The 15685-nt window shown below is 50.1% G+C and carries 18 protein-coding genes; 3 read left to right on the forward strand and 15 right to left on the reverse strand.

The window, feature by feature from the left end:
• Positions 1-83: 83 nt before the first annotated feature.
• From ACNURT_RS18920 to ACNURT_RS18990, 15 genes are all read right to left on the reverse strand, one after another.
• Positions 84-383, reverse strand: coding sequence for a M12 family metallopeptidase (locus tag ACNURT_RS18920; protein WP_419699053.1), 300 nt, complete (start codon positions 381-383; stop codon positions 84-86).
• A 362-nt stretch (positions 384-745) separates the two neighbouring features.
• Positions 746-925, reverse strand: coding sequence for a histone H1 (locus ACNURT_RS18925; protein ID WP_419699054.1), 180 nt, complete (start codon positions 923-925; stop codon positions 746-748).
• A gap of 76 nt (positions 926-1001) precedes the next feature.
• The gene (locus ACNURT_RS18930; RefSeq protein ID WP_419699055.1) at positions 1002-2237 is read right to left on the reverse strand and encodes a hypothetical protein; all 1236 of its coding nucleotides are present in this window, start codon (positions 2235-2237) and stop codon (positions 1002-1004) included.
• 40 nt (positions 2238-2277) lie between these two features.
• Positions 2278-3339, reverse strand: coding sequence for a conjugative transposon protein TraM (traM, locus tag ACNURT_RS18935; RefSeq protein WP_419699056.1), 1062 nt, complete (start codon positions 3337-3339; stop codon positions 2278-2280).
• A 283-nt stretch (positions 3340-3622) separates the two neighbouring features.
• On the reverse strand, positions 3623-4249 hold the full coding sequence (traK, locus tag ACNURT_RS18940; RefSeq protein WP_370996556.1) for a conjugative transposon protein TraK: 627 nt from the start codon (positions 4247-4249) through the stop codon (positions 3623-3625).
• 65 nt (positions 4250-4314) lie between these two features.
• On the reverse strand, positions 4315-5577 hold the full coding sequence (traJ, locus tag ACNURT_RS18945; RefSeq protein WP_419699057.1) for a conjugative transposon protein TraJ: 1263 nt from the start codon (positions 5575-5577) through the stop codon (positions 4315-4317).
• On the reverse strand, positions 5574-6248 hold the full coding sequence (locus ACNURT_RS18950) for a TerB family tellurite resistance protein (RefSeq protein ID WP_419699058.1): 675 nt from the start codon (positions 6246-6248) through the stop codon (positions 5574-5576). Before ACNURT_RS18950 ends, traJ begins: the two co-directional genes overlap by 4 nt.
• Positions 6235-6882 (reverse strand): hypothetical protein, encoded by a 648-nt coding sequence (locus ACNURT_RS18955; protein ID WP_419699059.1) that lies wholly within the window; start codon positions 6880-6882, stop codon positions 6235-6237. Before ACNURT_RS18955 ends, ACNURT_RS18950 begins: the two co-directional genes overlap by 14 nt.
• Positions 6869-7549 carry a conjugal transfer protein TraI gene (locus ACNURT_RS18960; RefSeq protein ID WP_419699060.1) on the reverse strand — a complete coding sequence of 227 codons (681 nt, stop codon included), beginning with the start codon at positions 7547-7549 and terminating at the stop codon, positions 6869-6871. The genes ACNURT_RS18955 and ACNURT_RS18960 overlap by 14 nt, the downstream gene beginning before the upstream one ends.
• 139 nt (positions 7550-7688) lie before the next feature.
• Positions 7689-8075: a hypothetical protein gene (locus ACNURT_RS18965; protein ID WP_419699061.1), complete on the reverse strand. Its 387-nt coding sequence runs from the start codon at positions 8073-8075 to the stop codon at positions 7689-7691.
• 2 nt (positions 8076-8077) lie between these two features.
• Positions 8078-10594: a TraG family conjugative transposon ATPase gene (locus tag ACNURT_RS18970; RefSeq protein WP_419699062.1), complete on the reverse strand. Its 2517-nt coding sequence runs from the start codon at positions 10592-10594 to the stop codon at positions 8078-8080.
• A gap of 3 nt (positions 10595-10597) precedes the next feature.
• On the reverse strand, positions 10598-10912 hold the full coding sequence (locus tag ACNURT_RS18975; RefSeq protein WP_419699063.1) for a DUF4133 domain-containing protein: 315 nt from the start codon (positions 10910-10912) through the stop codon (positions 10598-10600).
• 11 nt (positions 10913-10923) lie between these two features.
• Positions 10924-11217 carry a DUF4134 domain-containing protein gene (locus tag ACNURT_RS18980; protein ID WP_419702135.1) on the reverse strand — a complete coding sequence of 98 codons (294 nt, stop codon included), beginning with the start codon at positions 11215-11217 and terminating at the stop codon, positions 10924-10926.
• 110 nt (positions 11218-11327) lie between these two features.
• Positions 11328-11906, reverse strand: a complete 579-nt coding sequence (locus ACNURT_RS18985; protein ID WP_419699064.1) for a hypothetical protein — start codon at positions 11904-11906, stop codon at positions 11328-11330.
• A 104-nt stretch (positions 11907-12010) separates the two neighbouring features.
• The gene (locus tag ACNURT_RS18990) at positions 12011-12763 is read right to left on the reverse strand and encodes an RteC domain-containing protein (RefSeq protein WP_419699065.1); all 753 of its coding nucleotides are present in this window, start codon (positions 12761-12763) and stop codon (positions 12011-12013) included.
• A 383-nt stretch (positions 12764-13146) separates the two neighbouring features.
• Between ACNURT_RS18990 and ACNURT_RS18995 the strand changes: the two genes are divergently transcribed.
• Genes ACNURT_RS18995 through ACNURT_RS19005 form a run of 3 tightly spaced genes read left to right on the forward strand, consistent with a single transcriptional unit; the run spans position 13147 to position 15455 of the window.
• Positions 13147-13746, forward strand: a complete 600-nt coding sequence (locus ACNURT_RS18995; RefSeq protein WP_419699066.1) for a Crp/Fnr family transcriptional regulator — start codon at positions 13147-13149, stop codon at positions 13744-13746.
• Positions 13747-13802: 56 nt separating this feature from the next.
• The gene (locus ACNURT_RS19000) at positions 13803-15110 is read left to right on the forward strand and encodes a hypothetical protein (RefSeq protein ID WP_419699067.1); all 1308 of its coding nucleotides are present in this window, start codon (positions 13803-13805) and stop codon (positions 15108-15110) included.
• An 18-nt stretch (positions 15111-15128) separates the two neighbouring features.
• Entirely contained in the window at positions 15129-15455 is a 327-nt protein-coding gene (locus ACNURT_RS19005) for a hypothetical protein (RefSeq protein WP_419699068.1), read from the forward strand.
• Positions 15456-15685: the final 230 nt, after the last annotated feature.

The raw sequence follows: 15685 nt of genomic DNA on the forward strand, positions 1-15685 counted from the left end.
ATGCCTTAATAGAAAAGCCGTCACTGTCTGTTAAAATACGGTTGTTTCATTCGGATGACTGTACAAACTGCATTCGGCAACTATTATAAACATACGGCTTGTTCCATTGCCCACCGGCGCTGACTTTGATGCTCATGGATCAGTCCTAAAGCATGCCCAAACTCATGAAGTACAACCTGTTTGAAATCCCGTTCGGGCAAAGTATTGGAAAGCCAGCCGAAATTTATGGTCGCCCGTGATCTTGGAATGCCTTTCGCGTTCGTTCCGATATGCGACCAGCTACCTGTGTTTTGAAATCCCACACGAAGTTTTGCCGCTCGTACATCATTGGTGACCGAAAATGTAATACTGCAATATTGGCTCCATCCCTGTGCGTACAACATCACTTTTGCTGGAATTGCAGCACTTCCGCCAAAAAAAATAAACCGGCAGGTTTTCTCCCTTAGCCCAGAATTTACGCGTCAGGCCAGCCATCTCGTTCAATACGAAATAGATCTGAATGAACAATTGGTCCCGACAATAATTTATCGACGGCATTTAATTGCTCAGCCGATAAATCTTCGGTTAAAAGATGTCAGGACTTTCAGTGATCGCCAGACGCATATCAGCAAAGCCGTCCCCACCAACTTCCGGGTATGTTCAACATAAAACATTAGGCTAAATTGGATAAAATTTGCAGTAAATAACAAAGCCCCGCCGGTTCCCCGGCGGGGCCTCCCCAATTCGTTAAGTTTGAATGCAGGAATTATTTCGCGGCGTTTTTCTTTTCGGTTACGTCCTTGCGCAGATCGCTCGCTACGACCTTGATCTGCTGTAAAGCATTGCGCAGGCGCGTACCGGCCGCTTTGTTATTTTTTTCATAAAACGCTGCGCCTTCTTTTTCGGCAGTTTCCACCAGCGCTTTCAGTTCTGCAATTTTGTCCATGGTTCTTAAGTTTAAAATGAATAATGATAATAATAATATTTTTCGATAATTCAGGCGCCAAAGATAAGCAAGCCGCTTAAACTGTCAAACCCTGTTCCTGTTCTTTGGCCTGGCCTTTTTCTTTGCCCAGCTTGATCTCCTGCTGGTGTTCCGGCTTGAGGAACTGTTCGCGTTTTTCCGGTCTGCCGTCCTCGCGGAAGAAATTGAGCTGGCCATAGCGTGGCGAAGTTTCCATAAACAGCTTTTGCTCGTGGTCACCTTTTAAAACCGTTACCAGCGGGCGGTTGCCTTTCTCCAGTTCCCGCATCAGCTTTCCGGCTTTTTGCTCATCGCCCATTTCTTTGATCTGGAACTTATCCAGCGTATCCTTGAGGATAAACCCGTAGGTCGGCACATGGTATTGCAGCATTTGGAAATTATGGTAACGGTCTTTTTGGTTATCCATATCCAGTTTGTTCCAGGCCGCATAAGGCTCACCGCCTAATTTGATCAGGTCGTCACGAAAAACCGCCCGCCCCTGGATCAGGTTCACCGCCTGCTCGGCAGTAAAACCTTTCCCGCGCTCCACAAAAAAGGTTTGACCGATGCCGGGGTTCTTGTAAGTCCGGGCAAAATCTTTTTCCAGGTAGTTGACGTTGCCTTGCTCCATCCGGGCGAGATCCGTTTTATGCCCGGCGTCTTTACCGGCGGCCAGCAGCGCATCCCCATGCTGTACCTTAAAGAAGCTGATGGCCTGTTCTACCTGGTCAAAAGATTTGACATCGTTCTTGCCCGGTTCCTTTTCGTTGGGGCGGATGACCAGGTATTTCTCCCCCTCGGCCAGCGGTTTGCCGTTCAGCAGGCGCACATCGTACTTGTTCAGGTAATAATTCTCGGACTGGCCCGACTGCCGGAAATGCAGCGTCAGGTCGACCTGCCCTTTACTGCCCATCACGCGGTCATGCAGTTCAAAGCTGCCGGCGCCTTTTTCCATTTGCTTTTGCATGTCTTCCGCGACCTTCTTTCCAAAACCCAGTTTGGAAAGCTCGTCTTTTAAATTCTCCAGATTGTTGTAATTCATATCTTGTTCTTTAGTTAAACCATTCGCTTTTTTAATATCCTCCAGCATTACCTCTACCGATCTGAAATAGTAAACCGGGGCTTCTTCCCATACCGGTGTATCATCGAAAATTGTCAGGTCCTGCCAGTGTTCCTGTGCGGCACCATAGGTATCGAAGAAGCTAAGATCCGAGGGGATGACCGGCCAACCAGGCATCGTTCCCTCACTCCAGACCACATAGTTAAAGCCGACATCCTGGGCCTCTTCGAGCATACTGATGACCGATGAGGCATAGGGCGTTTTCAGGTTCATGTCAATTTTTGTTGAGCCGGAGCAACACCGGTTGCCCGCCGTGCAGCTTTACCCGGATCTTGCGCACTTTCTTACCCAGGAGACTTTTCGCCGTCGAGATTCCCGCCGTCGCCGCCTGCGTGCCGAGCGAATAGTCCGCCGACAGGAATTGCATACTTTCCAGCGCGCCGTTTACGCCCTGCCCGGCGGCCTCGTCGAGTTCCGCTTCCGGCGCCGCAATGCCCGCCATCCCGTCCAGCGAAAACACGGTGAGATTGACCGGGATAATGGAAGTGCCCAGGCGCACATTCCGGATATCCAGCAACAGCCGCTGGTTAGTCACCGTGCACAGACCGGACAGCGATTGCCCTTTTTGCAGCAGCATCCCGTTGATGCGCATGGTATCGCTCGAGACCAGCCTGATCACACCGCCGGGCGCTACCTTCTGGTTACCGTCGATGGTAGCCGGTATCGCTTTAAAAGCGCTGTCCGGCTTTTGCACCACCGCGGTCGCCTTCAGTTTCTCCTGCACCAGGGCGGGATTTTGGATATCCCTGATCTTATCCAGCATGCTGCTCAATTGGGCCATTTGCGGATCAGGTTCGCTCACTTCCGCCTGCTTTTGCCTGAGCAATTTTTCCAATTGCTTTAATTGTTCGCTTTGCCCATTGTCCGCAACAGCAGTGATTGGCTTCACCGGCTGCGGCGGCTGGCTGATCTGCCGGTTAATGGCGGCCAAACGTTGCTGAATTTTAACCTCGTTATCCTCCGCGGGAGTGGCCGGCCGGCTGAATTTCGCCGTGTCCCAGCCCAGTGCCGCGAACGCCCCGGCAGCCGAATGTGATCTCACCGCCGCGCTGTCCCGCTGCGCCCGGTCATACAGGCTCAACTTGTCCGTCGCCCGGTCCTTTTGCAGTTTCGCGCCCGGCAAAGCCGTGTTGATGCCCTGATTCCGTGCCGCGATAGCTGCCGGCCTTTCGCCCCTCCCGCCGCCCAGGGCATAAAAGCCCAAGGCGGAAAACAGCAGCACAAAAACCGGCATAACCAGCAGCACGATGAGTTTTCTTTTTTCTGGTGTTGTCATAAAATATTGGCTATAGGTGAATAAATGCTTTGATACATAAGAGCAGGCAGCAACCGCCGAACAGCAGGATAAACAAGCCCAGCGCAATCAGCCGCGAGCTCCGGTTCCAATACTGCGTCCGCCGGCTGAGATAGCCTGCAACCTTCCGTTGTCTTCGCTCGATGTCCGAGCAGACCTTAACCAGCCAAACCGCTGGTTGCCTGCCACCCTTGTTTTGTTTTTTGAATAGGTTCATCTGCTATTAATTGATTTTAAATGGCCAGCTGGAGCTCGCAAGCTCACTTCATGGCTGATTACTTTTTTCGGGTTCATCCTGGTTTTGCAGGATCTCCCAACCCTGGATCAGAAAGCCGTGCGGGTTCTGATCCGTCTCTATCTTCAGGTCGCTGACCTTGCCTTGGGTCACCAACCGGCGCGTGACCGTACTGGTCGCCCGGACCAGTTTCTCGGTGGCGAAACAGGTGAAGCTATAAGGATAGCTGTTCATATCCAGCCGGATGCTGTCCACCTGCACCTGCTGATTGATATTGGCAGATACCAGGTTATTGTAATAACCGGCCTCCCGTAAATTATCATAAGCCGTTTTGGCGCTGCCGTCGGCCAGGTAAAGCGCTTTAGTGATGGTCGCCTGGATCTGTTTATCGTCCGGCACCAGCGTAAAAAAGTCCTCGTGAAAGGTCTTGATATGGTCGCGCAGCTCTACCGGCAGGTTGGTTTTCCGGTCGGCTGACAACGCTTCCAGCACCTTGCCGTTATAGAGGATATGTACCCGGTTCTGCGCCCGGTCCACCACCTGGTAGCTTTTATAAATACAAAAACACATGGTTGCCACGTTAGCCGCGATCAGCAAATAGCTGAACAGCTTGATATGCTTAAATGCGGTGTCGATATTTTTAAAGTGTTGAAACATAAGCCGCAGCCTCCTCTAAACCTCCCCGGAAGGGGAGACTTTAATTGAATGGTTGATAAATCGTGTTAACTGTCTTTACCGGAAAGCCGGTCTTTCTGGTGCTGGCTTCCGGCGCTGTGATAGCCTTCCCAAAAGTTGCGCGGGGCATGCAAAACATTCCAGGCCCCATGCCCCGTGCGTTCAGCGGCGGTTCCGCTCAATTTTGCTCCTGCACGAGCGGTATCTGCGGCGGTATGGCCCGCAGCCGAAGCAATATTCATGGTAGTGCTTACCGTTGTTGCCGCCACGCTGGTGACCCGGTTCAGCAAGCCGTTACCGCCATGCGCATGGATGACATAATTGGCGACGCCTGGCACCGAAAAATAACCGACAATGCCAATGCAGAGAAATATCAGGTACGAAAGATCCGTCTGGCTAAAGAACGTATCCCCGCTGCTTTGGATCTGCGAAATATCCAGCCGGATCATTTCCTGCTGTACCTGCCCGATGATGCTTCCGAAAATATTAGCGATAGGCAGCCACAAAAAGATATTGATATACCGGGCGATCCATTGGGTCAGCGTATGCTGCAAACCGTCGAACACCGCGAAGCCAAATACGAGCGGCCCTAAAATGGCCAGTACGATCAGGTAAAAAGTGCGGATCACATTGATACAAAGGATGGCCGCCGCATACAGCACCTGCAGGATCTCGCTCAGCCATTGTTTGATATTGTTCTTGAAATTATACTGCATTTTATCCATCCAGAACTTCACATCATTACCCAAACCCGAAAAAGTGCCCTCATTTTGGTCGTTCGGATCATCAGGATGGGTATACTTATACCACTTACTGCGGTCGCCATTGCCATCATCACCCACATACATTTCATAACCGGAACTGTGCTTAATCGCATCTTCCTTTTGCTTCAGCAGTAAAGCGATACTATTGTCCGAATTGGTCACCATCGCCCCGGTTGCCGATACGATAGGCCGCATGATCCCATTCATCAGTGCAATAACAGCCGGAAATAACAGTATGGCCATACCCAAAGCGAATGGCCGTAACAGCGGATAAAAGTCGATAGCCTCGGCCCGCGCGATCTGTTTCCAAACCCGGGAAGCGATATACCACAAGGCGGCAAAACCGGCAATACCCCGGCCAGCATCGATCAGGTTACCGCATAGGGGTATCATCTGATCATACACCTTATTCAGTACCGGCTGCATCCCTTTCAGGCTGGACGTGATATCCTGGGCAAAGCATAGTGCAGGCAACAATAACAGCAAAACTGAGCCTCCCAGCCCCCTAAAGGGGGAGCTTTTGAATAGCCTGTTTAATTTTTTCATGGGTACAGGGATTTTAAGTGATCGATCTCGTTTTGTTCCTGCTGCCGTTGCAACAGCAGTATACCGGTACGCCGGTTAAAGTCCCGCAGGAAAGACAGTTTATCGCTGCTGCGCGCGTAAACGCGGTCGATAGCCGACAGGCGTTCATCATCGCTCATCCGCAGTTTGGACGCGGTCAGGACATCGGCCAGTTCGTTCACATCATGGATCGCCGCCTGAGTCAGGTGCGCATAGACACTGGCCAGGTAAGCCAGTTCATCCGTATTAAAACCGCCGCTAGCCCGGAAGCGGCGATAAGCCTTTTTATATTCGGACAAAATACTGGCCTCATCCGCGATAATATCCGCCACCCTGGCATACTTCGCCACTTCGGGGTTGACCAGCAGCAGGCCGTCCAGGAAAACGGCGTGCAGGTTAAAATTGCCCCGCGACAAGCTTTTCACCTGCTCATAGCCCTGGGTCAGGATGGTATAGCCCTGCCGCATATCAGATAAAATGGATTTGAACTGCGTCAGCTTTTCGATATCGTACAACAACTGCTGCATATCCTGACCGGTCGAGACTTGGGCTTTACTTTTAGTGGCAGTTAGAGTGATCAGTAGCAGTCCTATGATAAGCGAAAGGAAACCTTTTACCTTCCGGCTTTTACTTTTTAGCTTAATTAAGTCCATATATGCCTTTTAAAGTGTTCATATCATTTAGCGAATTATTGCGCTGAACGATCAGCATCCGTACTGCGCTGCAGAATGAGCGACTAAAAGTCAGCTTATCGCGGACGCGTTCATCAATAGCGTCCAGCCGCCTGATGCGCGCATCATCCGTTAGCTGCGCTTTACCGTCGGACATGACCATTTGCAGTTCAGCCAGGTCTTTGTCGGTTTCGGCAAGTACCGCCGTTTTTACGCTGCCGACATAGCCGCGGGTATCCCCATCCAATGCCGCTAACCCGTCCAGGTGGTCAAATTGCTGCGGAATCAATTGCACGCAAGTAACTATACCATCGGCTTTGGGGTCATTTTTAATGACCGGGTTAACCGTCCTCAACGAACAGTAATAAGCCGAATGCAAATCAAATTCACTTTTAACCCAATTACCGATATCGCCCCAACCGCCTTGCGCGATCCGGTAACCCTGCTTCACATAGTTGCCATATTGCGACAAAGCCGCGATCTGCTGTCTTAAATATTTAAGCTGGGTTTTCTTTTGGCTAAACCATTCGGCAAACGTTTGCGCCTGCGTTAGCTGAAAGCTAAAAACGCAAAGCAGCAAGCAGCAAAACGGCTTATACCGCTTAGTTAATTCCATAATAGCGTTTTAAGGTTTCTATCTCATTCCCGCTCTTGGCCCGTTGGAGACTAAGCGTATAGTTCTGGTTATTGAACTCCTGGAGATCGCTGCAATTGGAATCCACCCGGTCAGCGGCCTTATCGATCAGTTCCAACCGCTTCGCATCGCTCATTTGCGTTTTAAAGGAATTAATGACCACCAAGATCTCATCCAGGTTCTTGACACTTTCCTGTAAAACACCGGAATAGACTTTTTGCATATATGCCAGTTCCTCCGCCGAAAAATGTTGGTCCGATTTGAGCAGGTTCCAGGCATGGTTATACTGCCTGAGCAACGAAGCCTGTTTTTCCGTCATATCCTTGATACGCCCGTAATAAGCGATAACGGATTTGACCGTTTCCAGTTCCCGGTAATAGCCGGCATACAGGTCTTTCTGCTTTTGCGACCAATCCGATATCTCGGAAAGCTTCAGCTTGGACAGTTGGTTTTCCAGCGCCTTTTGCGCGTTTTGCAGCCAGATCGTTTGGTTCTGCAGCCGCTGAACCTCCAGGTCGACGGCCCGGATCACCCGGCCCACGGTCGATGAGATCACCGAACCGACCACAAACTGCGCATCAGCGCCTTTGGGCAGGGTTACCAGTATGGTAGCCGACGATAGCGGCAGAATGACCATATAGGTTTTCATAATTTTTAAGATTGAGGACACCATAGTTCTCCTTTTACACCGCTTTTATGCGGTATAGCAATGGTTGTAAATGAATAATTCTGTTAATTATTCGCTCATGATTTGCATTTCAGCGGTGCTCATGAGCGCTTCGCTTCAGTTAATCGTGCAGCTTCCAGTAAGCATTACTGCCGATAAAGAGCTTATGCTGCTCCGGCTGGAAGATGATCGCCGTTTCGTTCTGTAGCAGTTGCAGTACCTGCTTTACCGGGTCCCAATTGGCGGTCAGGTGTTTGACCTCGTGTTTCAGCGGGCATAGCTTGCCTTCGCCGATGCGCCGGTAGCCGGTCTTGCGCGTGATCAGATAGATATCGTCCGTGCTGGCCGCTTTGCTGATCACCAGCGTATCATTGGCCACGCTGAACTCGCTTTGCGCTTGGTTGACATACGTGCCCGGTATAAAATCACCGGCAGCGTCACCCCGATTGCTTTGGCAGCCAGCTATGAAAGCTATGCCGCTTATCATCAACTTGATTACTGTTTTCATATTTAGCTTTGTTTATTCGGGTGTTGATTGTTTTTATCGGTCCTCATGAGCGCTTCGCGGTTATTGCTGAGTTCCCGGGCCAGCACCGCGATCCCTTTCTGCATGCTGCCATACTTTTTAGCATACTGCTGCACTTTGAGCTTTTCGCTTTCCTCCGTCGTATAGGCCAGGTATTCGCTTAGGCTAACCTCTGTCCGGTAAACTTTGGAGCATTGCCCGCCCAATGAAATGAACACTTCTTTGTACTTGCGCTTCTGATCGTTAGCCCGGTTCATCGAAAGTATCTGCGCCTTTTCCTTATCGGTCAGGCCCAGCAGTTCCTGTATCTGATCGAACTTGTTCTGGTATTTCGATTGGTCCAGCAATATCTTGCAGTCGCTGTTATTGATAATCGCCTGTTTTACAATGGGTGAGGAAACAATGTCTTCGACTTCCTGCGTCACCGTGATCGGTTCGCCATAAAACTTGCGCATCGTTTTAAACAAATACCGGATATATTCCGCCATGCCGTCCTTGGCAATGGCCTTCCAGCATTCTTCGATCAGCACCACCTTTCGGATACCCGGCAGCCTGCGCATTTTTGAAATGATCATCTGCATCAGGATAAGGGTCGTCACCGTAAATAAAATGGGATTATCCTTTATCGCGTCAATTTCAAATACAATGAAGCGTTCATACAGCAGTTCCAGGTTTTCCGTCGCGTTCAGCAAATAATCAAACTCACCACCCCGGTAATAAGGGTTGAGGACGAACAGAAAATTGGCCACGTCAAAATCTTTCTCTTTGACCTTGCCGTTTTCCAGTACCTGCAGATAATGCTCCAGGAGGTAGTCATAGAAAGTATTGAAACAAGGGAATACATCCGGATAGCGGTCAAGGTGCGCGTAATACCCGGTCAGCGCGTTGGATATAGCCACATATTCCGACCGGGTATAAGGCTCATCATCCTTTTTCCAAAGCGCCAGCAGCAGCGTCTTAATACTCTCTTTCTTTTCCGTATCCAATACATCACCATCAGCCAAATGAAAAGGATTGAACCGGATCGGATCGTTCTCGGCATAGGTGAAATAATAACCGCCTGCCAGTTCACACAAACCTTTATAGCTATGGCCAATATCCATCACCACGATATGGGCACCCTGTTCATGATAGGATCGCAGCAAATGGTTCGTGAAGAACGATTTACCACTGCCTGAAGGCCCCAAAATGAACTTTGACCTGTTCGTGGTAATACCCAGTTTCATCGGCTCATCGGAAATATCCACGTGTACCGGCTTGCCGGTCAGCCGGTCGCCTAAACGGATACCAAAAGGGCTGATGCTGTCACGGTAATTGCTTTCAAGATTAAAAAAACAGGCCGCCTGCTCGATGAACGTATCAAACGTATCGTTCATCGGGAAATCAGCCTCGTTACCCGGCATCCCCGCAAACCAGATCTGCGCGGCGCCATCCGTCTCCTGTTTAGCCGTAGCATCCATCTGCGCCATAGCTGAACTCACCAAATTTTTCAAATCCTTAGCCTTACCGGCATTATCCGACCAGGCCAGTACGTTAAAATGAGCTTTGACGGGCAGCCTTTGTTGCCCGATAGCCTCGTTCAGGAAATCGTTAACCGCGTCCCGGCTAATCGCATTTTCGCGGGAGTAACCGGACAAGGACTGCAACCTGAGCTTTTTTGCTTCCAGTCGTTTGATTGTTTTTTGCCCGTCCTCCATAAAGATATATTGGTTTAAAATATGGTTACAGGGCAGTAGCTGGCCTAAGGGCGAAGCAAAACCAATACTGAATTTGGTGCGGTCGGTGGAATATTTATCGTAATTGATCCGCGGACCACAAAAAGCGGGTAAGTCCTCCGCATCCGAAAGCGTATAGATCTCACAATGGTTTTTGCCGACCCTGATCTCCTCCTTGATATGAATATCCCGGATGACCGGCTTTTGATCTGCTGCTCCTAAAAAGCAATAACGTTCAATAACACCTGCCCACTCTAAAGTCCCCGCCAAGTCCTCATCGTTCAGACGGCTTAACGTAACAAAGCCGCTGTCCTTCATTATCCGCTCAAATTGACCCGTACTGTCCAAAAAATCCTTAAATAATTCAGGGTTAACGGTTTGTTGCGGCACGATGCTTTTTCGCAGGATGTTGCTATAAGCCGAACTGCCTAACTTCCTGTCCTTCGGTTTTTGAGTCAAAAAGATATAGCAATGATGTTCCAAACACTCGCGCTCATTAAAGAACCGTTCACTTGAACGGGATAAGAAGCTTTTGCCAGCCTTTTCAAAGTCCGCTTTATAGCTGCTTTCGGTGAACCAATCCTGTTTATGAAAAATACTGCCTTGCGGCAATAAGCGGATCGCTTTGACCCATGCCTGATGGTATGCTTCATAATCCCGGTCGGATAGCGTAAAGATTTCCGGCAGGCCGGCTTCGTAGGCAATGGTGATGTCGCCATAGGCGGACAGGATCGTACCGTTTTCGACTTTGGTTAAGGGCAATATTTTATTGATTTCTATTCCCATTAGTTACTTTTTAAGATTGATAAATACCTGCCTGGAATTGCATTTGAGGTAATCAGGCAGTTTTTTTTTGGCGAAGTGCTTGGAAAGGCCATGCTCACCAAAGCGGTGACTAAGCCGGAATACCGTAAAAAATAAAGCTGAACCCAAACCCATGATTAGCGGCAGGATAACCCAAAGGCTTAACCCGCAGATATAGAGGGTAGCAAAGCTGATCAGCAGCAGCACTAAACCTATGGCCAGGTAAGCGATGTATTGCGCTTTGAGGCCCCTAAAGACAATGGGTTTTGATACCCCCTTATTGATTGGATAAACTGACATCAGCTTTGATTTTATAGCCCGAAAAATGATTTTAATACGGTTGCCACGACGACCAAGAACACACAGGAACCAAACCAGGCGGCTGCTACCTTATTGGTATCAGGTTCGCCTGCATTCCACTTATTGAAGACCTTGATCGCGCCGATAATGCCGACTACGGCACCGATGGCATACATCAGGTTACAACCGCTGTCGAAATAGCTTTTTACCTGGGTAGTTGCGGAATTTATACCTGAATTGCCGTCCTGGCCGAAGCAGTAATTGATGGTTACCAGCAAGGCCGCGAACATTAAGGTTTTGAGCATCGCCTGTTGATCCGGCGTAAAGGGCATATGATGGGTAAAAGCAGCTTTTGCTTTTTTGATATGAGGTTTGATCGATTTTAACATGACGGTAAGATTTTTACATTGACGGATTAGTTCCACAAGTTGCCGAGTTCTTCATCCGAGATGGGAAAGAGCACATTATCCCGGATATAAGCGTTCAGCGCGTGCTGGCTGGCTGTACCTTTGATATGCGGATACTTGGCACTGACTAAGCCAAACAGGGAAATAAAATCCTGCTTAGTACCTTCCCCGGTTTCCAGGACATGAAAGATGCTTTTCAGTTCTTCCAGCACATCGGGCACAAGGCTTTGTTGCCGTTCCCGCTCGTCATTGGTGTTTTCCCGTTTAAAATCGGCTTCCCGATCTTCCTCCCCTGTTACCGGGCTGACGCGTGGCGCGAAACCGAATTGCGCCATGCTGACCCTCGTCATACCTTCAGGTAGGACCGGCTTTCCTATCAGGTCATCTTCATTACTTAAAGGGTCGTCTTCAAATTCCTCATCCCAGTCATGGATTAAAGGTTCCGGTGGTGTGCTTTTTGGATATCCGCCTTTTAAGTAGTCCTGTATTTTCTTTCGGTAAAATACCAGAATCAGCGCCAGGTACCAGATGATACTGAGTACTAATGCAGCGATCAAAAATTGCTGCCAGGTGAAATGCTTTAACATACATATTGCTTTTGTCCTGCCGCCCCATTACGGCAGGTTTGTAAAGCAAAGGTTGGCAGACCGCGGCGCCCGTGTTCGCAAGCAAGCCGGTACTTGCGAACGATTTATCCATAACCGCCTGGTTTTGAACTATTCTTCCTGGATACTTTAAAAGCCAGGTCGTCGTCCACGCGTTTATGAATGGATTCCCGCATCTGATCGATATACCGGCTCGGGCTGCTGATCTTCCGGTTCCGGATATCGATAAAGTCGCGGTATGCCCTGGACAAATCAATCTCCAAATGCTTTTCCATAAAACGGATGATCAGCGACAGATCAGCATTACCATGATTCAGCTGGCCTGTAAAATAGATCGCATAGATCACCTCTACCAAATTGACTTTATCCCCGGTCCATTTCAGCGCCGGCAGTTCCTCCGCAGTCTCCGCCCTTCCCTTGTATGCCGGATCCAAAGCACCGACCGCCCGGAGCAGATCCCCCTGCAAACGTTCATAGGCGATAATCTTGGCAAACAGATAATCACCGGCCGTGGAAAATCCCGGATCCTGGTCCGGCAGTTCCGGCAGTAATACACCAGGCGCCTCCGCGCCCCGGACAAAATAAAGTCTATCCAGTTCCGTAGCGCCTAAGCGGTAGTACTCATAATAAAAACAGACATGCCGGAAAAAGCGCTGCAGCGTCCGGAGTTCCTCCCGGTAAAACTCCTTCAGGCTTTCCGTATCCGCGACCGGCATACGGATTTCCAGATCATATTTTCCTATGTAATAGATCCGAAGCGCATCAAACTGCGGTTTGACCCGCTTAAAGAAATCGATCTCCTCCTGTACATGGGCAAAGGGGTGTCCCGGGAGATGCATTTGGAGCTGGTTTAAAGCCAACCGGATGGCCTGTAAAATCAGTTTGAGTTTTGGAGCCGCAGCAGTTTCTTTCGTGCTGATCCGCGTAATCTCGTCCTGAAGCTTCGGTAGCAATTTTTCGGCAAATTTGATCATAGGGTTACTCTGGTTTAATGTAAACTTCGCCGTGCCGGTGAACCGGCCGTCTTTTTAGCCGGCGAAAAACGATCCTCCTTGCCGATAAAACATTAACTGTTCCCGGCATCAACCGATCCGGCTCCTTATCAGATAATTCGCGGAACAGTTGCTATTCTGAATTAAAAATTATTAATTAGCAGGCATAAAACATTAATCCAAAGTTAATTACTATCGTTAGAGAACGTTTTGACACTAATCAAAATCGTATGCAGGAACTAAACGACCTTTCAGACACCGAGCTGTTATTCCAGATATTGACCTTTATCGCCCCGCTCTCCGGCGCCTTGCGCCAGCGTTTTGAAAACTTCATTGTCCGCAGGACCTACCCCAAAAAACACCGGCTGCTGGCGGAAGGGGAGATCAACCGGCACATCTATTTTATCCGCCAGGGATTCGCGCGTGCCTTTTTTCTTGACCGGGAAGGACGGGAACATACCACCTGGTTCATGGGCGCCCATGACCTGATGATCTCCGTATACAGCTTTTATACCCAGCGGCCAGCGGCCGAAAACATCGAACTGCTGGAAGACAGCGTGCTCCTGTCCATGTCCTGGGACCAGTTGCAAACGATCTACGCCGAATTCCCGGAATACAATTACCATGGCCGCCTGGTGACCGAACGTTATTATATCCAATCCGAAGAGCGTGCCATTTTGCTCCGCACAAAGGATCCCGCGGAGCGTTACCAACTCCTGCTGGAGAAATACCCGGGTATCCTGGAAAAAGCTTCCCTGGGACAGATCGCCTCCTTTCTGGGCATCACCCAGGAGACGCTCAGCCGGATCCGGGCGAGGAGGCGAATTTGATCCAAATCAAAAAATAAGCCCGCCAAGCTCCCGAGATTTGGACCAAACCATCAGCCATGAAACAGCGAACCATCCTCATCCTCCTCATCCTGCTGAGTCTCCTCACCGCCTGCCGGAAGGCCACATTCGAGCAAGCGACAACTAAGCCCGTAAAAAAAGGGTTCAGCCTAGACGCCGTCAAAGATTGGTACGCGCAACAGGGCCAAAACCGGCCACCCATGGTTATCGACTGGAGCCATGCTGAATACCGGCAAAACAGCGGGACAACTTACTGGCTGACCGGCGTCAGCGGGCAGCCCACCTTTCAGGGTATCCGGCAGGGATACCGGAGAGTCGCCTTTTACCAGGATTCAACGCAACAAATTCACGAGCAGATCCTCGAGATCATCCCGGACGGGCTGACCCTCCAGCGTAAGGGCAACCTGCCTGCCAGCCAATTTACCGGGCGCATTTTTGTCTATGACCCGGCTTACCGGCTGCTCCACGGTGGCGTCTACTCGGCCGGTAACCTCATCGGCCTCATCCGGCCCAAGGCCCCGCAGGACACCGGCAAACTCAAAACCGATCTCCTCGCCGTAGACTGTACCTGGTATCAGGACGCCTATACCGACGGGGACGGCGGGGTCACCGTCTATGCGGAAAAGATCTGTAATTACGACCTGGGCAGCGGCAGTTCGGGCGGTTTCGGCGCCGGTGTACCCGCTAATACCGGTGGCTCCGGCGGCGGCAATGCCCCCAACCTTCCCCCCGCCCCCTCCGTATCCAACCTGCCGGGAGAGAGCAACCCCGCCGTCAACCCCAAAAACCTGATGCTTTGCTTTGGCAGCATACCCGACGAGGGCGCCACCATGACCATCACCGTATACGTGCAAGAACCCTTTCCCGGCACCTCCTTTAATATCGGCCCCAACAGCGTAGGCCATACCGCCATCGGCATGACCAAGAGCAACGGGCAGAGCAGCGTCACCCAGGTCTTTGGTTTTTACCCCGACGCGACCGGCCTCGACAAACTGCACGCGCCCTCAAAAATTGTGAATAATGGTGGTGATCTTGAATACAACGTAAGTATCACTTACAGCGTAACAGCAGACAATTTTAACAAAATCATCAACTACGTGAGCAGCCCACCGCCTACCTATGACCTGGTTACCTTCAATTGTACCAGTTTCGCCTTTTACGCCTGCCAGGCCGGGCAAATCAACTTACCCGACCCGACAACGATTGTAGGCCTCCTGGGACCCGGCAGCCAGCCAAGGTCCATGACACCGGCCGGCCTCGGTACAGCGCTGGACAACCTGAAAGACGCGGCCAACCTCAATAGAAACGGGGGTATCACACCGCTCAGTAAGGGCCCCTGTAATTAACTTTTAAAGGATATCCATATGAAAAAAATCATCCTGATCATAACCGTGATCATCATCGGCAGCAACCTCCCCTTTTTCAGTTTCTTCCTGGAAGAAAACTATACCTACAGCAATAAAGATGGCAGCTTTACCTACAGTGAAGAGAGCGGCAAAGGGAAATCATATTGGGGCTGCCAACGTCTATACGGTTATTTCCTTTGTCAGCACCCCGAAAAAAACACAGGCGACATCCGGTTATACCGGACCTTTACGATCAAACCCTGGCGTTTCTGGGAATGGCGGCAAATGATTTTTCACAGCGAGCGTTTTTTATTACCCTATCAAACACCAAAGGTGTCCACCTAATACCCCTTGGCATGAAGTACGTGGGGAACCAGCCTTCGCTCAAACAGTTTTAACCGGAAGGAAAAAGGGCGAAACCATTTGGTTTTGCAATTCTGTGTCAGATTGACCTACTGGATTCATCTTATTAATTATCTCCGCTTTACGTGACCCATTGTCAGCGTGAGCCAAACTCGTTAAGCCCATACTTTGATCTATGTATTCTCTTCCACCTGGCATCGTCGGACTAAATA

It is taken from the genome of Mucilaginibacter sp. NFX135 (assembly GCF_048565145.1).
Classification (GTDB): Bacteria; Bacteroidota; Bacteroidia; order Sphingobacteriales; family Sphingobacteriaceae; genus Mucilaginibacter.

Excerpts from the sequence above, each read along its gene's own strand:
- ACNURT_RS18920 (WP_419699053.1), bottom strand. The coding sequence starts at position 383 with ATGTTGTACGCACAGGGATGGAGCCAATATTGCAGTATTACATTTTCG.
- ACNURT_RS18925 (WP_419699054.1), bottom strand. The coding sequence starts at position 925 with ATGGACAAAATTGCAGAACTGAAAGCGCTGGTGGAAACTGCCGAAAAA.
- ACNURT_RS18930 (WP_419699055.1), bottom strand. The coding sequence starts at position 2,237 with ATGCTCGAAGAGGCCCAGGATGTCGGCTTTAACTATGTGGTCTGGAGT.
- traM (WP_419699056.1), bottom strand. The coding sequence starts at position 3,339 with ATGACAACACCAGAAAAAAGAAAACTCATCGTGCTGCTGGTTATGCCG.
- traK (WP_370996556.1), bottom strand. The coding sequence starts at position 4,249 with ATGTTTCAACACTTTAAAAATATCGACACCGCATTTAAGCATATCAAG.
- traJ (WP_419699057.1), bottom strand. The coding sequence starts at position 5,577 with ATGAAAAAATTAAACAGGCTATTCAAAAGCTCCCCCTTTAGGGGGCTG.
- ACNURT_RS18950 (WP_419699058.1), bottom strand. The coding sequence starts at position 6,248 with ATGGACTTAATTAAGCTAAAAAGTAAAAGCCGGAAGGTAAAAGGTTTC.
- ACNURT_RS18955 (WP_419699059.1), bottom strand. The coding sequence starts at position 6,882 with ATGGAATTAACTAAGCGGTATAAGCCGTTTTGCTGCTTGCTGCTTTGC.
- ACNURT_RS18960 (WP_419699060.1), bottom strand. The coding sequence starts at position 7,549 with ATGAAAACCTATATGGTCATTCTGCCGCTATCGTCGGCTACCATACTG.
- ACNURT_RS18965 (WP_419699061.1), bottom strand. The coding sequence starts at position 8,075 with ATGAAAACAGTAATCAAGTTGATGATAAGCGGCATAGCTTTCATAGCT.
- ACNURT_RS18970 (WP_419699062.1), bottom strand. The coding sequence starts at position 10,594 with ATGGGAATAGAAATCAATAAAATATTGCCCTTAACCAAAGTCGAAAAC.
- ACNURT_RS18975 (WP_419699063.1), bottom strand. The coding sequence starts at position 10,912 with ATGTCAGTTTATCCAATCAATAAGGGGGTATCAAAACCCATTGTCTTT.
- ACNURT_RS18980 (WP_419702135.1), bottom strand. The coding sequence starts at position 11,217 with ATGCTCAAAACCTTAATGTTCGCGGCCTTGCTGGTAACCATCAATTAC.
- ACNURT_RS18985 (WP_419699064.1), bottom strand. The coding sequence starts at position 11,906 with ATGTTAAAGCATTTCACCTGGCAGCAATTTTTGATCGCTGCATTAGTA.
- ACNURT_RS18990 (WP_419699065.1), bottom strand. The coding sequence starts at position 12,763 with ATGCATCTCCCGGGACACCCCTTTGCCCATGTACAGGAGGAGATCGAT.
- ACNURT_RS18995 (WP_419699066.1), top strand. The coding sequence starts at position 13,147 with ATGCAGGAACTAAACGACCTTTCAGACACCGAGCTGTTATTCCAGATA.
- ACNURT_RS19000 (WP_419699067.1), top strand. The coding sequence starts at position 13,803 with ATGAAACAGCGAACCATCCTCATCCTCCTCATCCTGCTGAGTCTCCTC.
- ACNURT_RS19005 (WP_419699068.1), top strand. The coding sequence starts at position 15,129 with ATGAAAAAAATCATCCTGATCATAACCGTGATCATCATCGGCAGCAAC.